The sequence below is a fragment of the Kitasatospora sp. NPDC058218 genome (genome assembly GCF_042882445.1).
Classification (GTDB): Bacteria; Actinomycetota; Actinomycetes; order Streptomycetales; family Streptomycetaceae; genus Kitasatospora.
In genome coordinates this window covers 38899-54283 of sequence record NZ_JBHVWC010000064.1, presented here as the reverse complement: position 1 = coordinate 54283, position 15385 = coordinate 38899, and the positions used below count along the sequence as shown (strand labels likewise).

Genomic DNA, 15385 nt, shown 5'->3' with positions numbered 1-15385 from the left:
GATTATTCATCGTCCAATATCGACTATTGTGCTCGAAGACATGATCCAGGCGTCCGCTTTGCGCAGCACTTGACAGCAAAGTAAGTGCCGAATCTGGACAAAATGGAAGGAAAGACATGAGATTCCGTGCTCGCCCGCACGGCAGGACCGCGGTGCTCGCCACGACCCTCGGGCTCGTAGCCACCGGCTGGTCCGCAGCCCCCCTCGCCACCGCCGACACCCCGCCCGCCCCGCCCGTCGCGGTGGAGAACCTCGCCTACCCCGGTGCCACCGAAATCCTCGCCGAACGCGGCATCACCATCACCCGCGGCGACGGCCGCGTCAACCTCGTGGACTGCGCCGACGGCAACTGGGAGATCCGCGTCGGAGCCACCACCCCAGACCCGACCGATCTGGACATGGTCTGCTTCGACGCGCCCTACGACTCCGGCTACGTCGCGCTCAGCCTCCCCCAGGCCTACCTCGTGAAGACCGTCGGCCGCTCGGTGCGCGCGAGCCTGTCCGTCAACCAGAAGCCCACCGAGACCCTCGACGTCCCCGCCAACACGAACAAGGCATTCGGCGAGGGGGTGGACCCCAACAGCCCCGCCGTCCTGCTCGAGCTGCGGATCACCGGCTCGACCGGCCCGGCACCCGCCGTCCAACCGAACGACGCAGCCTTCGCCTACACCGCCAAGATCGACATAGGCAACGGCAAGCGCTCCTGCTCCGGCGCCCTCGTCGACCCCCTCTGGGTCCTCACCGCCACCTCCTGCTTCACCGACACCCCCGACAACCTGACCACGGTCACCGCCGGAACCCCCAAGGACACGGCCAAGGTCACCGTCGGCCGCACCGACCTCACCAACACCACCAGCGGCACGACCACCGACATCGTCGAGCTGGTGCCCCGCACCGACCGCGACCTCGTCCTGGCCCGCCTCACCACGCCCGTCACCGGCATCACCCCCGCCAAGCTCGCCACCACCGCCCCTGCCAGCGGCGAGAGCCTCAAGGCAGCCGGCTACGGCCGATCGACCACCACCTGGGAGGGCCGCCACCTCGGCGCGGGCGCCCACACCGCCACCGCTGTCACCGCCACCACCCTCGAGAGCACCCTCGCCAGCGGCAAGCCGGTGTGCGCGGGCGACGCCGGCGCCCCCGTCCTGCGCGAAGCAGGCGGCACCATCGAGATCGCGGCCGTCGTCTCCCGCTCCTGGCAGGGCACCTGCCTCGGCACCCCCGCCACCGAGACCCGCACCAACGCACAGCACACCCGCGCCGACAGCCTGGGTACCTGGGTGCAGCAGGTGAAGGCGTCGCGGCCCGGGAGCAGGCTGTACGCCATCGGCGGTGACAACAGGATCTGGGCCAACCAGGGGAACTACGGCTCTGGTGTGTGGGGGGCCTTCGATGTCGTCCCAGGCAACAGCAGCATGAAGCAGGTCACCTCGGTGACGATGGGCAACACCACGCGCCTGTACGCCATCGGCGGCGACAACAGGATCTGGACCGCCGCCGGCGACTACACCGCCGGCACCTGGACCGCCTTCGAAGCCGTCCCGGGCAACAGCAGCATGAAGCAGGTCACCGCCGTCGCGATGGGCAACGTCGTGCGCCTGTTCGCCGTCGGTGGCGACGACAGGATCTGGACCGCCACCGGCGACTACACCGCCGGCACCTGGACCGCCTTCGAAGCCCTGCCCAGCAGCGGCATCCAGAACCTCGCTGTCACCACGGTCGGCAACACCGTGCGCCTGTTCGCCGTCGGCAGCGACACCAAGATCTGGACCACCACCGGCGACTACACCGCCGGCACCTGGAGCACCTGGGCAGGCATCGACAGCAGCGGCATCAGCGACATCGCCGCGACCACCGTCGGCAACACCGTGCGCCTGTACGCCGTCGGCAGCGACACCAAGATCTGGGTCACCGAAAGCACCAACAACAGCCCCTGGAGCACGTTCGGCGCCGTCCCCGACGCGAGCGGTGTCAAGAAGGTCGCCGCCACCACCATCGGCGACACCACCCGCCTGTTCGCCATCGGCAGCGACACCAAGATCTGGACCACCGACAAGAAGCCCGACGGCTCCTGGACCACCTTCATCACCGTCCCCAGCAGCGACATCCAGAACATCACCGCCACCACAACCGGCTGAGCTTGACTCTGTCGGGGATCTTGGAGTCTCCCGGTGTGCCCGCCTGACCAGCGGGCATGCTCGTGGCTGATCGAAGACCCATGCAGTTGTCGAGGTGTCAGTTGTCGCTCCGCCCCCGTTCCGGTGAGCAAGTCCCCTCTCTGACCGCGAAGATCGCGCGGGCGGGCAACCCGGGTGGCACGACCGCGATGCGGGTCAGAGACCAGCTGGACGGGCTGTGGTGCGACGAGGACTTCGCGGGCTGGTACCCGCGCTATGGACGCCCAGGTATCTCGCCCGCCCAGCTGGCCACGGTCTGCGTGCCGCAGTTCCTCCTCGGCCTGTCGGACCGGCAAGCGGCGGAAGCGGTCCGTTGCCGTATCGACTTCAAGTACGCCATGGCCATGGAACTGGACGATCCCGGCTTCCACCACAGTGTGCTGGCCGACTTCCGCGAGCGCCTGGCCCTGGATGACCGCACCGACCGGCTCCTCGATCTGGCACTCGCACACCTGAAGGAGGCCGGACTCGTGCGCGAGCGCACCACGCAGCGTACCGACTCCACTCATGTCCTGGCCTCGGTACGTGACCTGACCCGGCTGGAACTGGTCACCGAGGCCGTCCGTGCGGTGCTGGAAGAGGTGGCCCGGACCGCTTCGCACCTGCGACCGGCCTGGTCGACGAGGGCTGGGGGCGCCGCTAGGTCGGTACCCGGAACTCACCGGCGATCACCCGCCCGGGACGGGCAAACTCACCACCCGCCCCGGGGCGAAACTCCCCAGTGCAGGTCAGCGCGCTGCGGTGGGGAGCCGCGGGTCAGAGGCGGCGCCACCAGGAGCGGGAGTGCTTCCCCTCGGCGGTCGCGGCTTCGACGGCGGCCTGCTCGCACTCGGCCTCCTGGCGGGCCTGCTGGCCGGCGTCGACCTGGCGGCAGCCCGCGCACAGCGTGTCGTCCCAAGCGTTCCGCCGGCGCTCGGCCCACCGCTCGTGCGAGAACTTCGCCGCGCAGCGGGTGCAGCCGGGCGACGGTGCTCGTGCTCCTCCTTCTCCTGCTCCTGGCGGGCCCGCTCGGCGGCGGCGTGCTCCGCGTCAAGCAGCCGGTCGCCGCCCCGCCCTACCGCGGCACGGGAGGACCGAAGCATCGGACGGGCCGGCCAATCGGGACGGCGACCGATCCGGGGGCCAGCAGCCGCACGCCGCGCCGGGCAGGGCGCCGGTAGCCGGCCGCGACGGGCCGCCACGCCAGCGGCCCTCTCGGGGGAAGGGCCGCGGGCTGGTCCGCAGGCACAACGACGGCCAGGTGCCGGCCCCAACCGCTGCTCCGGACACCGCTGCGGCACGGCGGTGTGGCCGGCGGGCCGCTGCTCGACTCCTTCGGGTGAATCCCGGCGGTCGGCCGCATGCGGAACCGATCCGCCTGGAGAACAACCCCATAGGCGCCCGGTCCCCAACCGGCCCGGTCCGGGTACACCAGCGCCCCGCCCGTCCGAGGAACCACCGAAGGGACCCACATGCGCACCACGCGTGTCCGCACGACGCTCGCCGCCACCGCCGTGGCTCTGACCGCGGTGCTCGCCGGCACGCCGGCCCAGGCCGCCCCGGACACCGGAACGGCCCTCGCGCAGCACCGGGACAAGATCGCGTGCCCCCGCGGCTTCGTGTGCGTCTACCCCGACATCGACTTCGTCGGCCAGCCCTACGTCAAGCGGGCCGTCGACGGAAGCGAGCGACACCTGCCGGACTACATCCGGGGAGCGGGAAGCTCGGTGATCAACAACAGCGGCCGCACCGCACGGGTCTACCAGAAGGACAACTACTTCGGCCGACACGTGTGCGTGGGACGCGACGGAGGCTCCATCAACGACCTGCGCTCGTACCAGCTCAACGACGTCACCCACTCACTGAAGATCAACGACACCCTCTGCGGCGCCTAACCAGCCAACACGGGCCCGTACGACACCGTCGGACCGGCCGAGGATCAGCCAGGCCAACAGGGGACCCAGCACGTCGGCAGCCGGGCCGGGAATTTGCCCGTGCCCACGCGCCCACCCGGGCGACGGTACGCGGGAGCGGGCCGGTCTCCGGGCGGCGTGCCGCCCGGAGGGCCTCCCTTCACCCGCCCGCCCTGGATTGAGCCGGGGCCGGGTGCGGGCCGAACCCGGTTCCCGGCTGTCGCTGCGCGACCTCGTCCGGTGCGGTCAGTCCTCCTCGGTCGTTCCAAGGGCCAGGGCCACCTGGTGCAGGGCGCCGCGGGTGGCGGCCGCCGTCGCGCACGTGCGGACGGTCGAGACAGTGCCGGCCGGGGCCGCGGCCAGGTGACGGCGCAGGATTGCCTCGGCGAGGGTGCGGACCGCGGTGAAGGCCTCGGGGTCGGCGGCGAGCAGGTGTTCGCGCTGTTCGCCGCCGAGGCCGGGCGGGGCCGGGAAGGCACGCACCGACAGCCGCGCCACCTTCAGCATGTCCAGTACTCCGCCGGAGCCGGTCCGGCGATGCTGGATCCCATGACGGACGAGATCCTGGTGCGCGGCACCGCCGAGCGCTTCCGAGCCGCTCTGGTGCAGATTCGGCCCAACCTGGACCCCCGCGATTGGGACCTGGGGGGCTTCATCGAATTCCCGGACAGCTCCTGCGAGGACAGCTCGACCCTGCTGGCCGTGTACTTCGCCGAGAGCGGACTCGGGGCGTGGGAGGTCGTCAGCGGGGGCTCCCCCGACGTGGGTCTCGGATCGCACGCCTGGGTGGAGCAGGACGGGCTGATCGTCGACATCACCGCCAGCCAGCAGGAGTGGCCGAACCCGGACGTGTGGCTAACTTCCAGGCCCGGCTGGCACGATCAGTTCAACGAGACGAACCGGGCACCGGCCGAGATCCGGGAGGAGCTGGCGGAGCTCTACCTCCGGTTGAAGCGCCTCGCCCACGAGCTGTAGCCGCCCGGGCAGTCCGATCAGAGGTCGTGGACGTGGGCTTGGTGGATGATGCGGGCGGCGAGCTCCGGGGTGTCGTGGAGGGCGGCCTGCTGGGTGGCGGGGTCGCCGAGGAAGTAGCCCTCGTAGACCGCGACCCAGCCATCCCCTCCGTCCAGGCCGCGCTCGACCCAGCCCACCGGGTACCCTTCGCCGAGCACCACCATCACGTCCGGCTGCACTGTCCAGCCCGAGAGCACCCAGGCGTAGCCGAAGGTCGCCGGGTCGAGGGGGATGTGGACGTCCATGCTGCGGGGCAGGCCTCGGTGCAGCGGGTCGCGCGGCACCGTCACCGTCCCGGCGGCGGGCTCGGCCGCGCGCGGGCCGATCCACCCGGAGGTCTTCGGGGCCGGACGGGCGGTGTCTGGGGTTCGCGCGGCGGTGGCCGGCGGAGTGAGCCGCGCCTTGCGCAGCGCGTCGAGGGCCTCGCTCCAGTCGCGGTGGATGCGGGGCCGGCCGATATTGCCGAGGAGCGGCTCGGCACGGCCGTCGGCCAGGAGCAGCACCGCGATCCAGCCGCCCAGGCCCCACGGCCCGTCGCCGAGCAGCGCAGTCCAGCCGACGCGGACGCCGCGGTGGTGGAGCTGGTGGACGTCGGCGGCCTCCGGCGCGGACCAGGACGTGGTGGTCCAGCCCGGCCCGAAGGTGAGGTGCAGATCGTCGGTGCGGGTCGGCGGGCCGAAGCGGCGGACTGGGTCGGAGGTGGCGCGCAGCACCGCGTCGGGCTGCAGGTCGCTGTCGTCGGGGTGGGCGACCGTTGCGCCCGGGGCCGTGCGAGCCGGAGCGGGCGCCGGTCTGCTGGCGGTGGCCGGGGTTTCTCCCCGGGGCGCAGCGGGCGCGTTCTCGCCCCGTCCGGGGGAGGCCGTCGTTTCACCCCGGGGGCCAACGCCCGTCAAACGGGCATCTTCGGCGGTTCGGCCCGGGCCATATTCGGTGGTCGTTTCGCCCCGGGGCGATTGGTCGGCGGGCCGGACGGCCGGCTCCACGGTGACGGCGGCTGGGCGGGGAGCGGGCAGGCAGGCCGGTGCGGCCCCGGCCATCCCCGGGGCCGCTCCGGAACCGGTCCGGGTTTCACCCCGGGGCGTTTCTTCGGCCGCCGGGCCTGGTTGTCCCACCGCCCGGGCCTGCGTGGGGTGCTGGTCGAGCAGCCGTTCGACCAGCTCCCGGTGGCGCTGCATCACGCCGTACGCGGAGTGCCGGACGTCGGCGGCGGCCTGGCGCGCAAGGGCCGGGTCCGCGTCCCGGGCCGCGCGGTCCAGCTGGAGCAGCAGCAGCCGGTCGTGCCGGATCAGCTCCTCCCCGAGGGTGAGGAGTTCGGCGGCCGACGGGTCGTTGGCCAGCCCTTCGGGGAGTCCCGTTTCACCCCGGGGCGTTTCGGCGGCCGCGGCGAGGGCTTGTCCCTGCTTCTCCTTCCCCCGGGCGCGGTCCGCTTTCGACGAACACGCCTTCGAGCAGTACTTCGGCCGGCGGCCCTTGCCGCCCCACTCCAGCTCCGTGGTGCACATGGCGCAGGTCGGGGCGCCGAACAGCATCGGCGCTGCGGGCATGTTTCCACCCGGGGAGAAAGTCATGATCGGAATGCTAGCCAGCCGGTACACGGCATTTCTCCCCGGGGCGATCGGCGGTCCTGCGGTGGCGCGCCGGGGCGGCCGGGCGTGGCGGTCGCGCGGCGGCCCACCGCCGGGCCGTGACGGTTCGGGGCCGGGGCCGGTTCACCGGCCATGACGAACTCGCTCTCCTCCCTGCCCGTGTCCGCCCCCCGGCCGACTGACGACTATCCGGACGACCTCGGTGCCGACGACGAGCGAGCGGAACAGGCCGCGGCACGGGCCGCGGCCGCGCGCGAGGAACACGAACTCGCCGTACGCGAGGCGCTCGCCCTGGCCGCCGACGCGGGAGAAGCGGCGGCCGCGTGGGTACGCGAGCTCGCCGCCCGCCAGGACGACGAGCGCCATGCCCTCGTGCTGGGGAACGCGGCCGAGGCGATCGTCCACGCCAGCGCCCGCGAGGTCATCCCCGGCGGCGAGGGCCGGCTCGTCGAGGAGCTGCGCTACCGCCTGGCGGCGGACGTGCTGCTCGGCGCCACCCACACCGGCACCCTGCCCGAGCTCCGCACCGGCGAGCGGCTCGCCCTGGTCGCCGTCTGCGCCCTCGCCGCAGCCATGCCCGGCTGTGTACTCGGCGACCTGGAACGCGAGCTCACCCTCCTCGCCGACGAACTGAACGCCACCACCGCCATCGGACGCGCCGCAGCCACCGAAACGCTGGCCTGATCGACACCACCGCCGGCACGGGCTCGCCCCGTTCCCCGCCGAGGCGTGACCCGGGCCGGGCTGGCGACGGGTGTGGTCAGCCCCGGCCGTCCGGGACCGGCGCGGCGGCGAGACCACCCGGGCCGAGCCGCCGCCGCGCACCGGGCACCACCGCCGGCGGGTCCGCGGGGGCCGGCTCCAGGAACGGGGCCCGCTCGACCGCGAGCAGCCGAGCCCGGTCATCCGCGCGGGAGGGCGTGTCGGTGGCGGGCTCGGAGAAGGGCTGCCACAACGGGCGCCGGTCGGAACTCATGATCACCAGTCTTCCACCCGAACGCCCACGTCCGTTCTGCATTCCGGCCGCCGGGCGGTAAGGCGCGTTGGTGGGACCAGGTGCCTGTAGGGGGCATCCTGAGCGGATCGACCTTATTGGTCAGCGCGGCCACAGGTGGCGCCGCAGTTCCTCCTTGAGTCGCTCGGTGAGCTGTTTCTGGTCAGCAAGGTCTTCGACCGGCAGCCGAACGACAGGAACCCCGCAGCGCTGCCACTGGAGGTCTCGGTTGCGGTCGTCGGCGTATCGACGGGTGTTGCGGTGATGAGGCCCGTCCACTTCGAAGATCATGACTCGGCCGTTGCCGAAGACCGTGATGTCGGGAGTCCACGTGTGGCCGGCTCGTAGGCGCACCCCTGGCAACGGCGCGATGGCGATGGTCTTGTCCTCCGGGATACCCGCCTGAATGTCCTTGAGCGCGAGGTAGACGATGCGTTCCTCCTGACTTGCCAGGGCCAGACCGTCCTCGGTGAGCACCGTCGGCGCCGCCCGTTCCCGGCGGGCCTGGTTGGAGGGACGGGCAGTGGCCCGCTGCGCGAACTGGTCGCGCCAGTCGGGGCCGATCTCGGGAAGGGCTTCCCTGATGACCAGATGGTGGGCGTTCTGGAAGCCGCGCCGGCGAGCGACCTCAAGGAGTGGTTCCTTGATGCGCTCATACATATCTTCGGTGAAGAGCGAAACGATGTGGCTCTCAGCAAGTAGAACCACTTGCAAACCGGCCCCTCCCCAGCCCTCGACCTGCTCGAACTCCAGGTTGGTGATGTCGAGAAGCAGTTGGAATGCCTCTCTGTCGCCGCGTCGATCGAGCAGGGCAACCGTCTGACCGAGAACCATGTCGAGGTCCCAGGCCTCCTCTTCCTCTATCCCCATCGGATCAGGATGGCAGCAGTGGCCGACACCACGGGAGATGTGCGGCAAGACAGGCGAGTTCAGGTCTTCGCCGGCGATGCGGCGGACGAGAACACCGGCGCGCCGATCGGGGCGGCGTGGACCATCGTGCGCGGAGTGCTGCACGTCCTGGACGCCCTGCCCGCGTTCGCTCGCCTTGTCCGCCCGGTCACCCACCCGCGACGCCTGCCCCACCCTGTCCCAGGCCCGACGACGGCACGGCGCCCGCCGGTGATGGCCCGGATCGTACGTCTCGGGCCTAGCGGGCACCGGCAGCGGCGTAGCGGGCGAAGGCCCGCCGGCCCGACTTCTACGGCGCGGGGTGGGGCGGGTCTTCGGGGACGACGGCGGCGATCCGTACGGTCGGCGGCCAGGGCGGGGCGGGGGCGTAGGCGTGCACGACGTTGAGCGCGGGCCGGCCTTCGGCCGGGTCACCCTCGATCCGGGTGGAGTACAGCTCGACCCGCTGGCCGCCCTCGGTGACGGTGCGGATCGGCCGGCCGAGCCGCGGGTGCTGTTCGAGTTCGGCGCGCAGCGCCTCCAGAGCCTGGTCGGCGCCGAGCTCCTTGGCGCGCTGGGCGGCGCGGTCGGTGACCACGGCGACCGCCGGACGGTCCGGCTGCTGGTGCTGGTCGGTCACTCGGCGCCCTGCCGCGCCAGCAGGTCGGCAACGGCCTGGTCGACGGCGTCGGCCGTCTGCGGGTCGGCGGCCAGCAGCACGCGGCCGCGGTAGGCGGCGACGATCTCGGCGACCGCGACCAGGTCCACGACGGCGGGGACCTCTTCGACCTGGTCGAGCCGGTCCACCGGCACGCGGCGCAGCAGTTGCTCGGCGAGTTCGGCGTCCAGGCGCTCGGCGTCGCCGGGGTAGCCGTGGCCGGTGCGCAGCGCGGCGCGCAGTTCCTGCACGGTGTCCATCGGCGGCAGGCCAAGACGGCCGCCCCCTCGTTCGGCGGGCTGGGCGCTCATTCCCACCAACCCCTCTCCCTCTCGGCATCTCCCGGCGCCGGGCCGGGCCCTGTGCTCCTGACGGTAGCCGCCCCGGGCCGGCCCGTGGGGCAGCACCCGGTAACCCGCTTCGGCCGGCGCCCCGCCCCGAGGTTTGTCCCGGCCCGGTGCCGTGCCGTCGGCCGTCCGGGTGTGCGACCTACGATGGGCCGGTGTCCGACACTGAATTTCCCCGCTGACCTGCTGGAACTCCAGCGCCGCTGGTACACCGCCGAGGCCGACTGGGCCGCCGACCCGACCAAGGAGAAGCGGGCCGCGTTCACCGCGGTCGGTGCCGAGCTGTACGCCCACCCGTACTGGGCCGGCGCCGAGAACCGGCACAAGGCCGCGATGAAGCTCAAGCAGACCGCCCGCCCGAACGACGCCGCGCAGGACCCGGCGACGTGATCCCGGCGGGCTGGACGCTCATCTCCGCACCCCTCTCCCTTCGGGTGGCTCCGGGCCCAGCCAGGCCCTTGTGCTGTCGCCGGAGCCGAAGCGACCCGGACTCGGCGGGGGTCATGGTCTGACCGCCGCTGACTCCGGGCCGCTGGACTGGTGTTAAGGCGAACTTTCCGAGGGAGCCTCCACATGGGTCAGCCGCTCCCGCAAATGCCGGACCGTGGAGGGTCCCAGGCTGAGCGCGAACAACTGCTCGTAGTGCTGCAGGAGGTCTGTCTCCCTCGACCGGTTATGGGCTCGGGCCCATGCCTGTTGCCATTCCTCGATGACTGCGACCGAGGTCACACCGCAGGCCCTGACGAACCTGTGCAGAAACTCCAGGCTGGGTCTGGCCTGCCCTCGCAGGACGAGGCTGAGCGTGCTGCGCGCCAGCTCGCCGTGCTTGCCGCCGCGGGACTGCAACTCCCGAAGGCTTGGCTGACCACTCCTGCGGCGCAGGTGGACCATGGCAGCCCAGAGTTCTGCCCAGCTCCCAACCATGCTGATGTGCACGAAGTGCTGTTCCGCCGGCGATGAAGGCAGCGCCGACAGACGGGCCCGCCTCCACAACCGGCGGGCCATACGAAGATCTTTCAACGCGGCACCGCACCCCTTCGCGTACGCCTCTACCACTTCCAGCGAGGGGACGGCGTCACCGTTCGCAGCCCGTGACAGCCGCGAGACGGTCATTCCGGTTTCCGCCGAAAGCTTGGCGTAGGTGAGACCGGCGCGCTGGCGCTGTGACCGCAGCCACAGCGCCAGCTCCTCCAGATCCTTGGTATGGGGGGTGACGGGCCGCTCAGCACGGCCCATACGACGTCAGCCCTGCACAGCCAGGACCGTCCGAGCGGCCTGGAGCATCATGATCAGCCGGACCCCGACGCAGCCAGCCAGAAGGAGCAGGTCCAGGATGCCGAGGGCGGGCAGACCGCACAGGGAGAGCAGCGCGGCGAGCACCATCACGACGATGACGATGACGGCCTCGGTCGGGCTCACGGAGGCCGGCGAACCGGTCGTGACGCAGGGCAGAGAAGCGGCACGGCCGCTGGCGTTACGGAACATGAAGATTGATCCTTGGGATTGAAGCGGACTCCACCTGACCCGACGGGCCGGGGTTGAACTCGACAACTCGCGATTGCCGTCGCGGAGCTGTCTCTGTGTCAGCACAACTATCCCACGGGTGGCGTAACGCCCCGGGCTCAGGACCGACCCGCACCACCTGTTGTTGCAAGGGCGTCCCAGCGCTCGGTATCTAAAACCCATCCAACCGGTCGGGGCTCACGGCCGCCGCCGAGTCATGCCGGAGCCGCACCTGCACATTCAACCGAGGTCCGGATGTCCTTATCCTGGCGCTCCTACCAGCAGGTTTACGCTCTCTGTCGAACCCACGGACGACGGTGCGGCCCGGAACATAGCACCTTCTGTCGACAGTTGGCACGGGCCGCCACGTTGTTGCATGCCTGTCCAAGTTTCCGTTGCCAGCTGACAAGGGTCCGTGTGACTCTTCCTCACATCCGGCTCCGCCTCGCAGTGGAGCCTGGTTTCCCTTGGCGAGACGGACTCCACCGACACCACTGGGATCTCCGAGCGACCGGCGTTGCCGCGCCGCCGCTCACGACAGGCGACGTGCACCAGTGCACGTCGCCTGTTCCTTTCCCCGGTCGGGCGGTGGCGGCGAGCACCGGCTGAAGCACTGGCGCAGCTCCACCATGTCCGGGGCCTGGCCCTGGACTCCCCGGGCTTCGACCATTCGGTACTCACCTCCGAGGCGGACCACCACGAGTGGCTACGGATCGCCGAACGGGTGGGCAAGACCGGCCTCGCCGGCCGGCGGGTCGGACCGAGACAACACCTTCCGGCGCGAGCCGATCAACCACGCGCGCCGAAGCCCTGGGGCGGGGGATGCCTGGGGCTCCGGCCGTGGGCGGCGCCGGCCACCTCTGGAGGCGCCGCCGACCTGCTCGGCAACCCGGTGCTGCGTGTGGTGGGCCAGCCGTGCCGGGAATGCTAGACCCGCGTATCGGCGGTGACCAGGGCTTTGACCTGCACTATTTCGGCCGCGAACATGCCAGATGAAGGCGCATGGCGTCCGGGGCGCACGGAGTGGTCCGTGCCCCGGCGTGGCGTGCCCCGACCCGCCGAGGGCGCGTTGACCGGCCATGAACGATCACACGCTGTTCCCCGTCTCTCCGCCAGCTGCGCCCTGGTGGCACCCCGGCGTGCCGACCGGCCCGGCCCCGGCCTCGCCCGCGATGAGGACCGGCATCCCCGGCCTGGCCTCCTGGGCGCAGCGGGCGACGGCGGCGGGGATCGAGGTGGGGATCGCGGGCGGGCTGATGACGGCGTACCTGGCCGCCCTGTCGGCGCTGGCGCCGGCGTTCGCGGCGCTGCAGTTGCTGGCGCTGCTCGCGGACACCGATATCCGGGGGTCGCTGGCGGGCGGGTACTGGGTGGTCGGGGGCGGGTGGCTGGTGCTGCAGTGGGCCGAGCGGGGGCGGACCGGGCAGGGCCTGGGCGGGCGGCTGGTGGGCATCGTGACGGTGGACGAGGACACCGGCGCGCCGATCGGGGCGGCGCGGGCGATCTGGCGCGGCGTCCTGCACGCGCTGGACGCGCTGCCGGCCTTCGCCGGCTTCGTCCGCCCCGTCACCCACGTGCGGCACCAGACATGGGCCGACACCATCAGCCGCAGCGTGGTGGTGCGGCGGGAACTGATCGACCGGATCGCCCTGCCCCGCCAGCAGTAGCGCACGGGACACTCCCGGGCCACCGGGGCCATCGAATTCGCTGGCGTCGGCGCGCGCCAGGCCACGAGACTGCGCGGATGGATACCCTGCCGCCGTTGCCCGGACCGCTGCCCTGGCCCGTCCCGGACCCGCGTGCCCACCACTTCGTGAACCACTACTCGGACATGCACGCCCTGGTCGCCGGCCTGGTCCTGCCCGAGCACGCGCCCACCCACGTGGTCAGCGTGCTGGAAACCTGCCGCGAGCTGATCCGGCACTCGTACTACCGGTACGAGTTCACCACCGTCGCCGTCGCGTACTCGCTGTTCGCCCTGGAGCGCGTCCTGGCCGAGCACCTCGGTGCGAAGAAGAAGACGCTGCAGCAACTCATCGAGCAGGCCGCCGCCACCGGCGTCATCACGGCCGACCTCGCCGAGCGGCTCGACGCCGGCCGGCCGCTGCGCAACAGGTTCGCCCACGGCCAGCTGACCGGCAGCGCCCTCACTCCGGCCATGGCCGTGGATATGGTGCGCGTCGCCTTCGACGTCACCGAGTTGCTGTTCCCCGCCCCGGCCGCCGTGGTTCCGGGACCGACCGACGCAATGCAGGCCTGAGCGGCGTAGAGACCTCCTCAGAACCGCGGGTTGAGGGCAGGGCTGAGGACGCTTCGAGGACTCCGTGCCCCTGGCCAGGGAGCACGTCCTCGTCGAAGGCGTGGGGGTCGCCGAGGGCGTCGGCGCCGCGGTCGGCCGGGCTATTCCACCGGGCGCTGACCGGGTCGCGCTCGTCCGCGGGGTCATGACCGAGCTCGACCCGGCGCTCTGCCCAGCGGCGCACAGTGCCGCCGGCGCTTTCCCCGCCCTGACGCCGGGCCAGCGTCTCGACCGGCCACGGTGGGCGTCGGCCGGCTCCGTGCCGGTTTCGGCGGCGACGAGGTACAGGACGGCGGCGCCGTCGGCGAGCACCCCACCGGCGTCGGGCTCGTACCCGAGGCGCTCGTCGGTTCTACGGTGTTCCGGCTCGAATGGCGCCCGGCCGAGCCATCATGGCGCCATGGACGATGATCTGACCCCACCGCCGGGCTACACCGCGAGGCTCGACCAGCTCGCCGCCACAGCCCGTGATCTGCCGGCCGAGACGCGCGATCGGATCGAGGCCGCCGCCGCTCAGGTCCGGGAGAGCCCGAGCGCGGAGGCCATGGCCGCGCTGCTGGCCGAGCTCCGGGCGGCCGGGCTCGGCGGATAGCGCGCCGGCGCCGGGCCGGAACCTGTGCTCCTGACGGTAGCCGCCACGGGCTGGCCCATGGGGCAGCACCCGGTAACCCGGCCCCGGCCGGGAGCCGTCAGCGCGCGGCGGGTCCCGGCCGGACGACCGTCGAAGATCGGTGAACAGCGGTCCGGCAAGTTATGCCTGGCGATAACTTCTGTGGGCTTCCAACCCGCACTCCGCGGTCAGCGGCCAGCCGCTCAGCCGGTGGCGGCCAGGCCTCCACGGCCGCCGCGCGGCGGCCGGCGGTGGTAGGCCGGCAGGATCACCTCGGGAACGTCGGCCGGCACCTCGGAGAGGGCCTCGACCCACTCCTCCTGGCTGCCCTTGAAGGCGATCCGCGGGTTGATGCGGTGCAGGCCGTTGGAGACGCGCCAGATCAGACCGAGTTCGGCCAGGCGCCCGAGGGCCGGCGAGATGTTGCTCTTCTTGGTTCCGAGCCGGTCGGCAATCTCCTCCAGCGTGAGGGGGACCCAGCCGCCGTCCGTCATCTCGCTGAGCACCGTGTGCCACACGTCGTACTGCAGGGTCGTCAGCCGGTACAGGGGTAGTGCACGCGAGAGGTCCTGCGCCGTGAACACCGAGTCCTCGGCGGTCAGGAATGTCGCGGTCTCCTGGTCCTGGTCCTGGTCCTGGTCGTGGCGTTCGGCGGTCATCACAGCGACTCCAGCTTAGGTCGGCGGGTGCGGCGCGGCGGGCGGACCTCGCCCTCGGGCAGACGGATCTCGGGGATGCTGTCGGGCATCAGCGCCAGGGCGCGCTGCTGCTCGACGCTGCTGCCCCAGAACGCGATGCGCGGGTTGATCCGGTAGCGGCCGCGCTTCTCCAGCCACATGAAGCCCATGTCGAGGAACTTCGCCAGGGCCTCCCCGGCTTCCTTGCGGCCGATGCCCAGGCGCTCGCCGAGCTTGATGACCGTGGTCAGGACGATTCCGCCCTTGAGCTGCGCGCCGAGCATCGTGTGCCAAACGTCGTACTCGGTCGCGGTCAGACCGATGAACGGCAGCTTCGCCGACAGCTCCTTTGAGGCCATGTAGAAGGTGTGCCCGAGGAAGTCGAAGTCCTCACGCCGACCGGCCGCCGGCTCCGGCGCTGGAGCCGGGTTGACCGAGACCGACTCGCCCGGCTCCAGGCGGATCGCGACGACGTTCTGCCCGCCCGCGGTCTCGGGCGGCGGGGGCTTGGCAGGCTGCCTGCCCGGCCGGGATGAGGGAAGGCGCACCACACGGCCGCCCGTCGAGGGACTGATCACCACCAAAGGTTATCCCAGGAGATAACTTTTGTGGGCCTAGGACCCGCATCCGGCGCGCCGGATCCCGAGTGTGGGGGTGTTTAACCCCCTAAAAGGGGGGGACCGGGGGGTTACACCCCCACAGCCAAAAACATTAACCCCCGCGCCGCGGCGCGGCGCAAT

The 15385-nt window shown here is 71.7% G+C and carries 19 protein-coding genes; 9 read left to right on the top strand and 10 right to left on the bottom strand.

Annotated features, from left to right (window positions below; all coding sequences use genetic code 11):
- Positions 1-116 precede the first annotated feature (116 nt).
- From ACFVYI_RS33340 to ACFVYI_RS33330, 3 genes are all read left to right on the top strand, one after another.
- On the top strand, positions 117-2138 hold the full coding sequence (locus tag ACFVYI_RS33340; RefSeq protein WP_387892504.1) for a trypsin-like serine protease: 2022 nt from the start codon (positions 117-119) through the stop codon (positions 2136-2138).
- Positions 2139-2194: 56 nt separating this feature from the next.
- Complete coding sequence (locus ACFVYI_RS33335) at positions 2195-3337, top strand: transposase (protein ID WP_387892503.1); 1143 nt, start codon at positions 2195-2197, stop codon at positions 3335-3337.
- A gap of 291 nt (positions 3338-3628) precedes the next feature.
- The gene (locus tag ACFVYI_RS33330; protein WP_387892502.1) at positions 3629-4051 is read left to right on the top strand and encodes a peptidase inhibitor family I36 protein; all 423 of its coding nucleotides are present in this window, start codon (positions 3629-3631) and stop codon (positions 4049-4051) included.
- Positions 4052-4315: 264 nt separating this feature from the next.
- Here the strand turns inward: ACFVYI_RS33330 and ACFVYI_RS33325 are convergent, their stop codons facing one another.
- Positions 4316-4576, bottom strand: a complete 261-nt coding sequence (locus ACFVYI_RS33325; protein ID WP_387892501.1) for a hypothetical protein — start codon at positions 4574-4576, stop codon at positions 4316-4318.
- Positions 4577-4618: 42 nt separating this feature from the next.
- On the opposite strand from ACFVYI_RS33325, the gene ACFVYI_RS33320 reads away from it, so the two are divergent.
- Positions 4619-5044: a hypothetical protein gene (locus ACFVYI_RS33320; RefSeq protein ID WP_387892500.1), complete on the top strand. Its 426-nt coding sequence runs from the start codon at positions 4619-4621 to the stop codon at positions 5042-5044.
- 17 nt (positions 5045-5061) lie between these two features.
- Here ACFVYI_RS33320 and ACFVYI_RS33315 read toward each other — a convergent pair whose 3' ends face one another.
- Entirely contained in the window at positions 5062-6651 is a 1590-nt protein-coding gene (locus ACFVYI_RS33315; protein ID WP_387892499.1) for a hypothetical protein, read from the bottom strand.
- Between the two features lie 150 nt (positions 6652-6801).
- Between ACFVYI_RS33315 and ACFVYI_RS33310 the strand changes: the two genes are divergently transcribed.
- Complete coding sequence (locus tag ACFVYI_RS33310) at positions 6802-7353, top strand: hypothetical protein (RefSeq protein WP_387892498.1); 552 nt, start codon at positions 6802-6804, stop codon at positions 7351-7353.
- A 76-nt stretch (positions 7354-7429) separates the two neighbouring features.
- Here ACFVYI_RS33310 and ACFVYI_RS33305 read toward each other — a convergent pair whose 3' ends face one another.
- From ACFVYI_RS33305 to ACFVYI_RS33290, 4 genes are all read right to left on the bottom strand, one after another.
- A complete protein-coding gene (locus ACFVYI_RS33305; RefSeq protein ID WP_387892496.1) occupies positions 7430-7645 on the bottom strand; it encodes a hypothetical protein in 216 nt (71 codons plus the stop codon).
- Between the two features lie 120 nt (positions 7646-7765).
- Complete coding sequence (locus tag ACFVYI_RS33300) at positions 7766-8728, bottom strand: hypothetical protein (RefSeq protein ID WP_387892494.1); 963 nt, start codon at positions 8726-8728, stop codon at positions 7766-7768.
- A 133-nt stretch (positions 8729-8861) separates the two neighbouring features.
- Entirely contained in the window at positions 8862-9191 is a 330-nt protein-coding gene (locus tag ACFVYI_RS33295) for a hypothetical protein (RefSeq protein ID WP_387892492.1), read from the bottom strand.
- Positions 9188-9469, bottom strand: a complete 282-nt coding sequence (locus tag ACFVYI_RS33290; protein ID WP_387892490.1) for a hypothetical protein — start codon at positions 9467-9469, stop codon at positions 9188-9190. Before ACFVYI_RS33290 ends, ACFVYI_RS33295 begins: the two co-directional genes overlap by 4 nt.
- A gap of 234 nt (positions 9470-9703) precedes the next feature.
- On the opposite strand from ACFVYI_RS33290, the gene ACFVYI_RS33285 reads away from it, so the two are divergent.
- Entirely contained in the window at positions 9704-9946 is a 243-nt protein-coding gene (locus tag ACFVYI_RS33285; protein ID WP_387892488.1) for a hypothetical protein, read from the top strand.
- Between the two features lie 153 nt (positions 9947-10099).
- On the opposite strand, the gene ACFVYI_RS33280 is transcribed toward ACFVYI_RS33285, so the two are convergent.
- Together ACFVYI_RS33280 and ACFVYI_RS33275 are read right to left on the bottom strand one after the other, a co-directional pair.
- Entirely contained in the window at positions 10100-10792 is a 693-nt protein-coding gene (locus ACFVYI_RS33280; RefSeq protein ID WP_387892486.1) for a helix-turn-helix domain-containing protein, read from the bottom strand.
- Positions 10793-10798: 6 nt separating this feature from the next.
- On the bottom strand, positions 10799-11041 hold the full coding sequence (locus ACFVYI_RS33275; protein ID WP_387892484.1) for a hypothetical protein: 243 nt from the start codon (positions 11039-11041) through the stop codon (positions 10799-10801).
- A 1097-nt stretch (positions 11042-12138) separates the two neighbouring features.
- Between ACFVYI_RS33275 and ACFVYI_RS33270 the strand changes: the two genes are divergently transcribed.
- The 3 genes from ACFVYI_RS33270 (at position 12139) to ACFVYI_RS33260 (ending at position 13950) form a co-directional block, all read left to right on the top strand.
- Positions 12139-12726, top strand: coding sequence for an RDD family protein (locus ACFVYI_RS33270; RefSeq protein WP_387892483.1), 588 nt, complete (start codon positions 12139-12141; stop codon positions 12724-12726).
- Between the two features lie 77 nt (positions 12727-12803).
- Positions 12804-13319: a DUF4145 domain-containing protein gene (locus ACFVYI_RS33265; protein WP_387892481.1), complete on the top strand. Its 516-nt coding sequence runs from the start codon at positions 12804-12806 to the stop codon at positions 13317-13319.
- Between the two features lie 439 nt (positions 13320-13758).
- A complete protein-coding gene (locus ACFVYI_RS33260) occupies positions 13759-13950 on the top strand; it encodes a hypothetical protein (RefSeq protein ID WP_387892479.1) in 192 nt (63 codons plus the stop codon).
- A 221-nt stretch (positions 13951-14171) separates the two neighbouring features.
- Here the strand turns inward: ACFVYI_RS33260 and ACFVYI_RS33255 are convergent, their stop codons facing one another.
- Both ACFVYI_RS33255 and ACFVYI_RS33250 read right to left on the bottom strand, forming a co-directional pair.
- Positions 14172-14627: a MarR family transcriptional regulator gene (locus ACFVYI_RS33255; RefSeq protein ID WP_387892477.1), complete on the bottom strand. Its 456-nt coding sequence runs from the start codon at positions 14625-14627 to the stop codon at positions 14172-14174.
- Positions 14627-15223: a hypothetical protein gene (locus ACFVYI_RS33250; protein ID WP_387892475.1), complete on the bottom strand. Its 597-nt coding sequence runs from the start codon at positions 15221-15223 to the stop codon at positions 14627-14629. The genes ACFVYI_RS33255 and ACFVYI_RS33250 overlap by 1 nt, the downstream gene beginning before the upstream one ends.
- Positions 15224-15385: the final 162 nt, after the last annotated feature.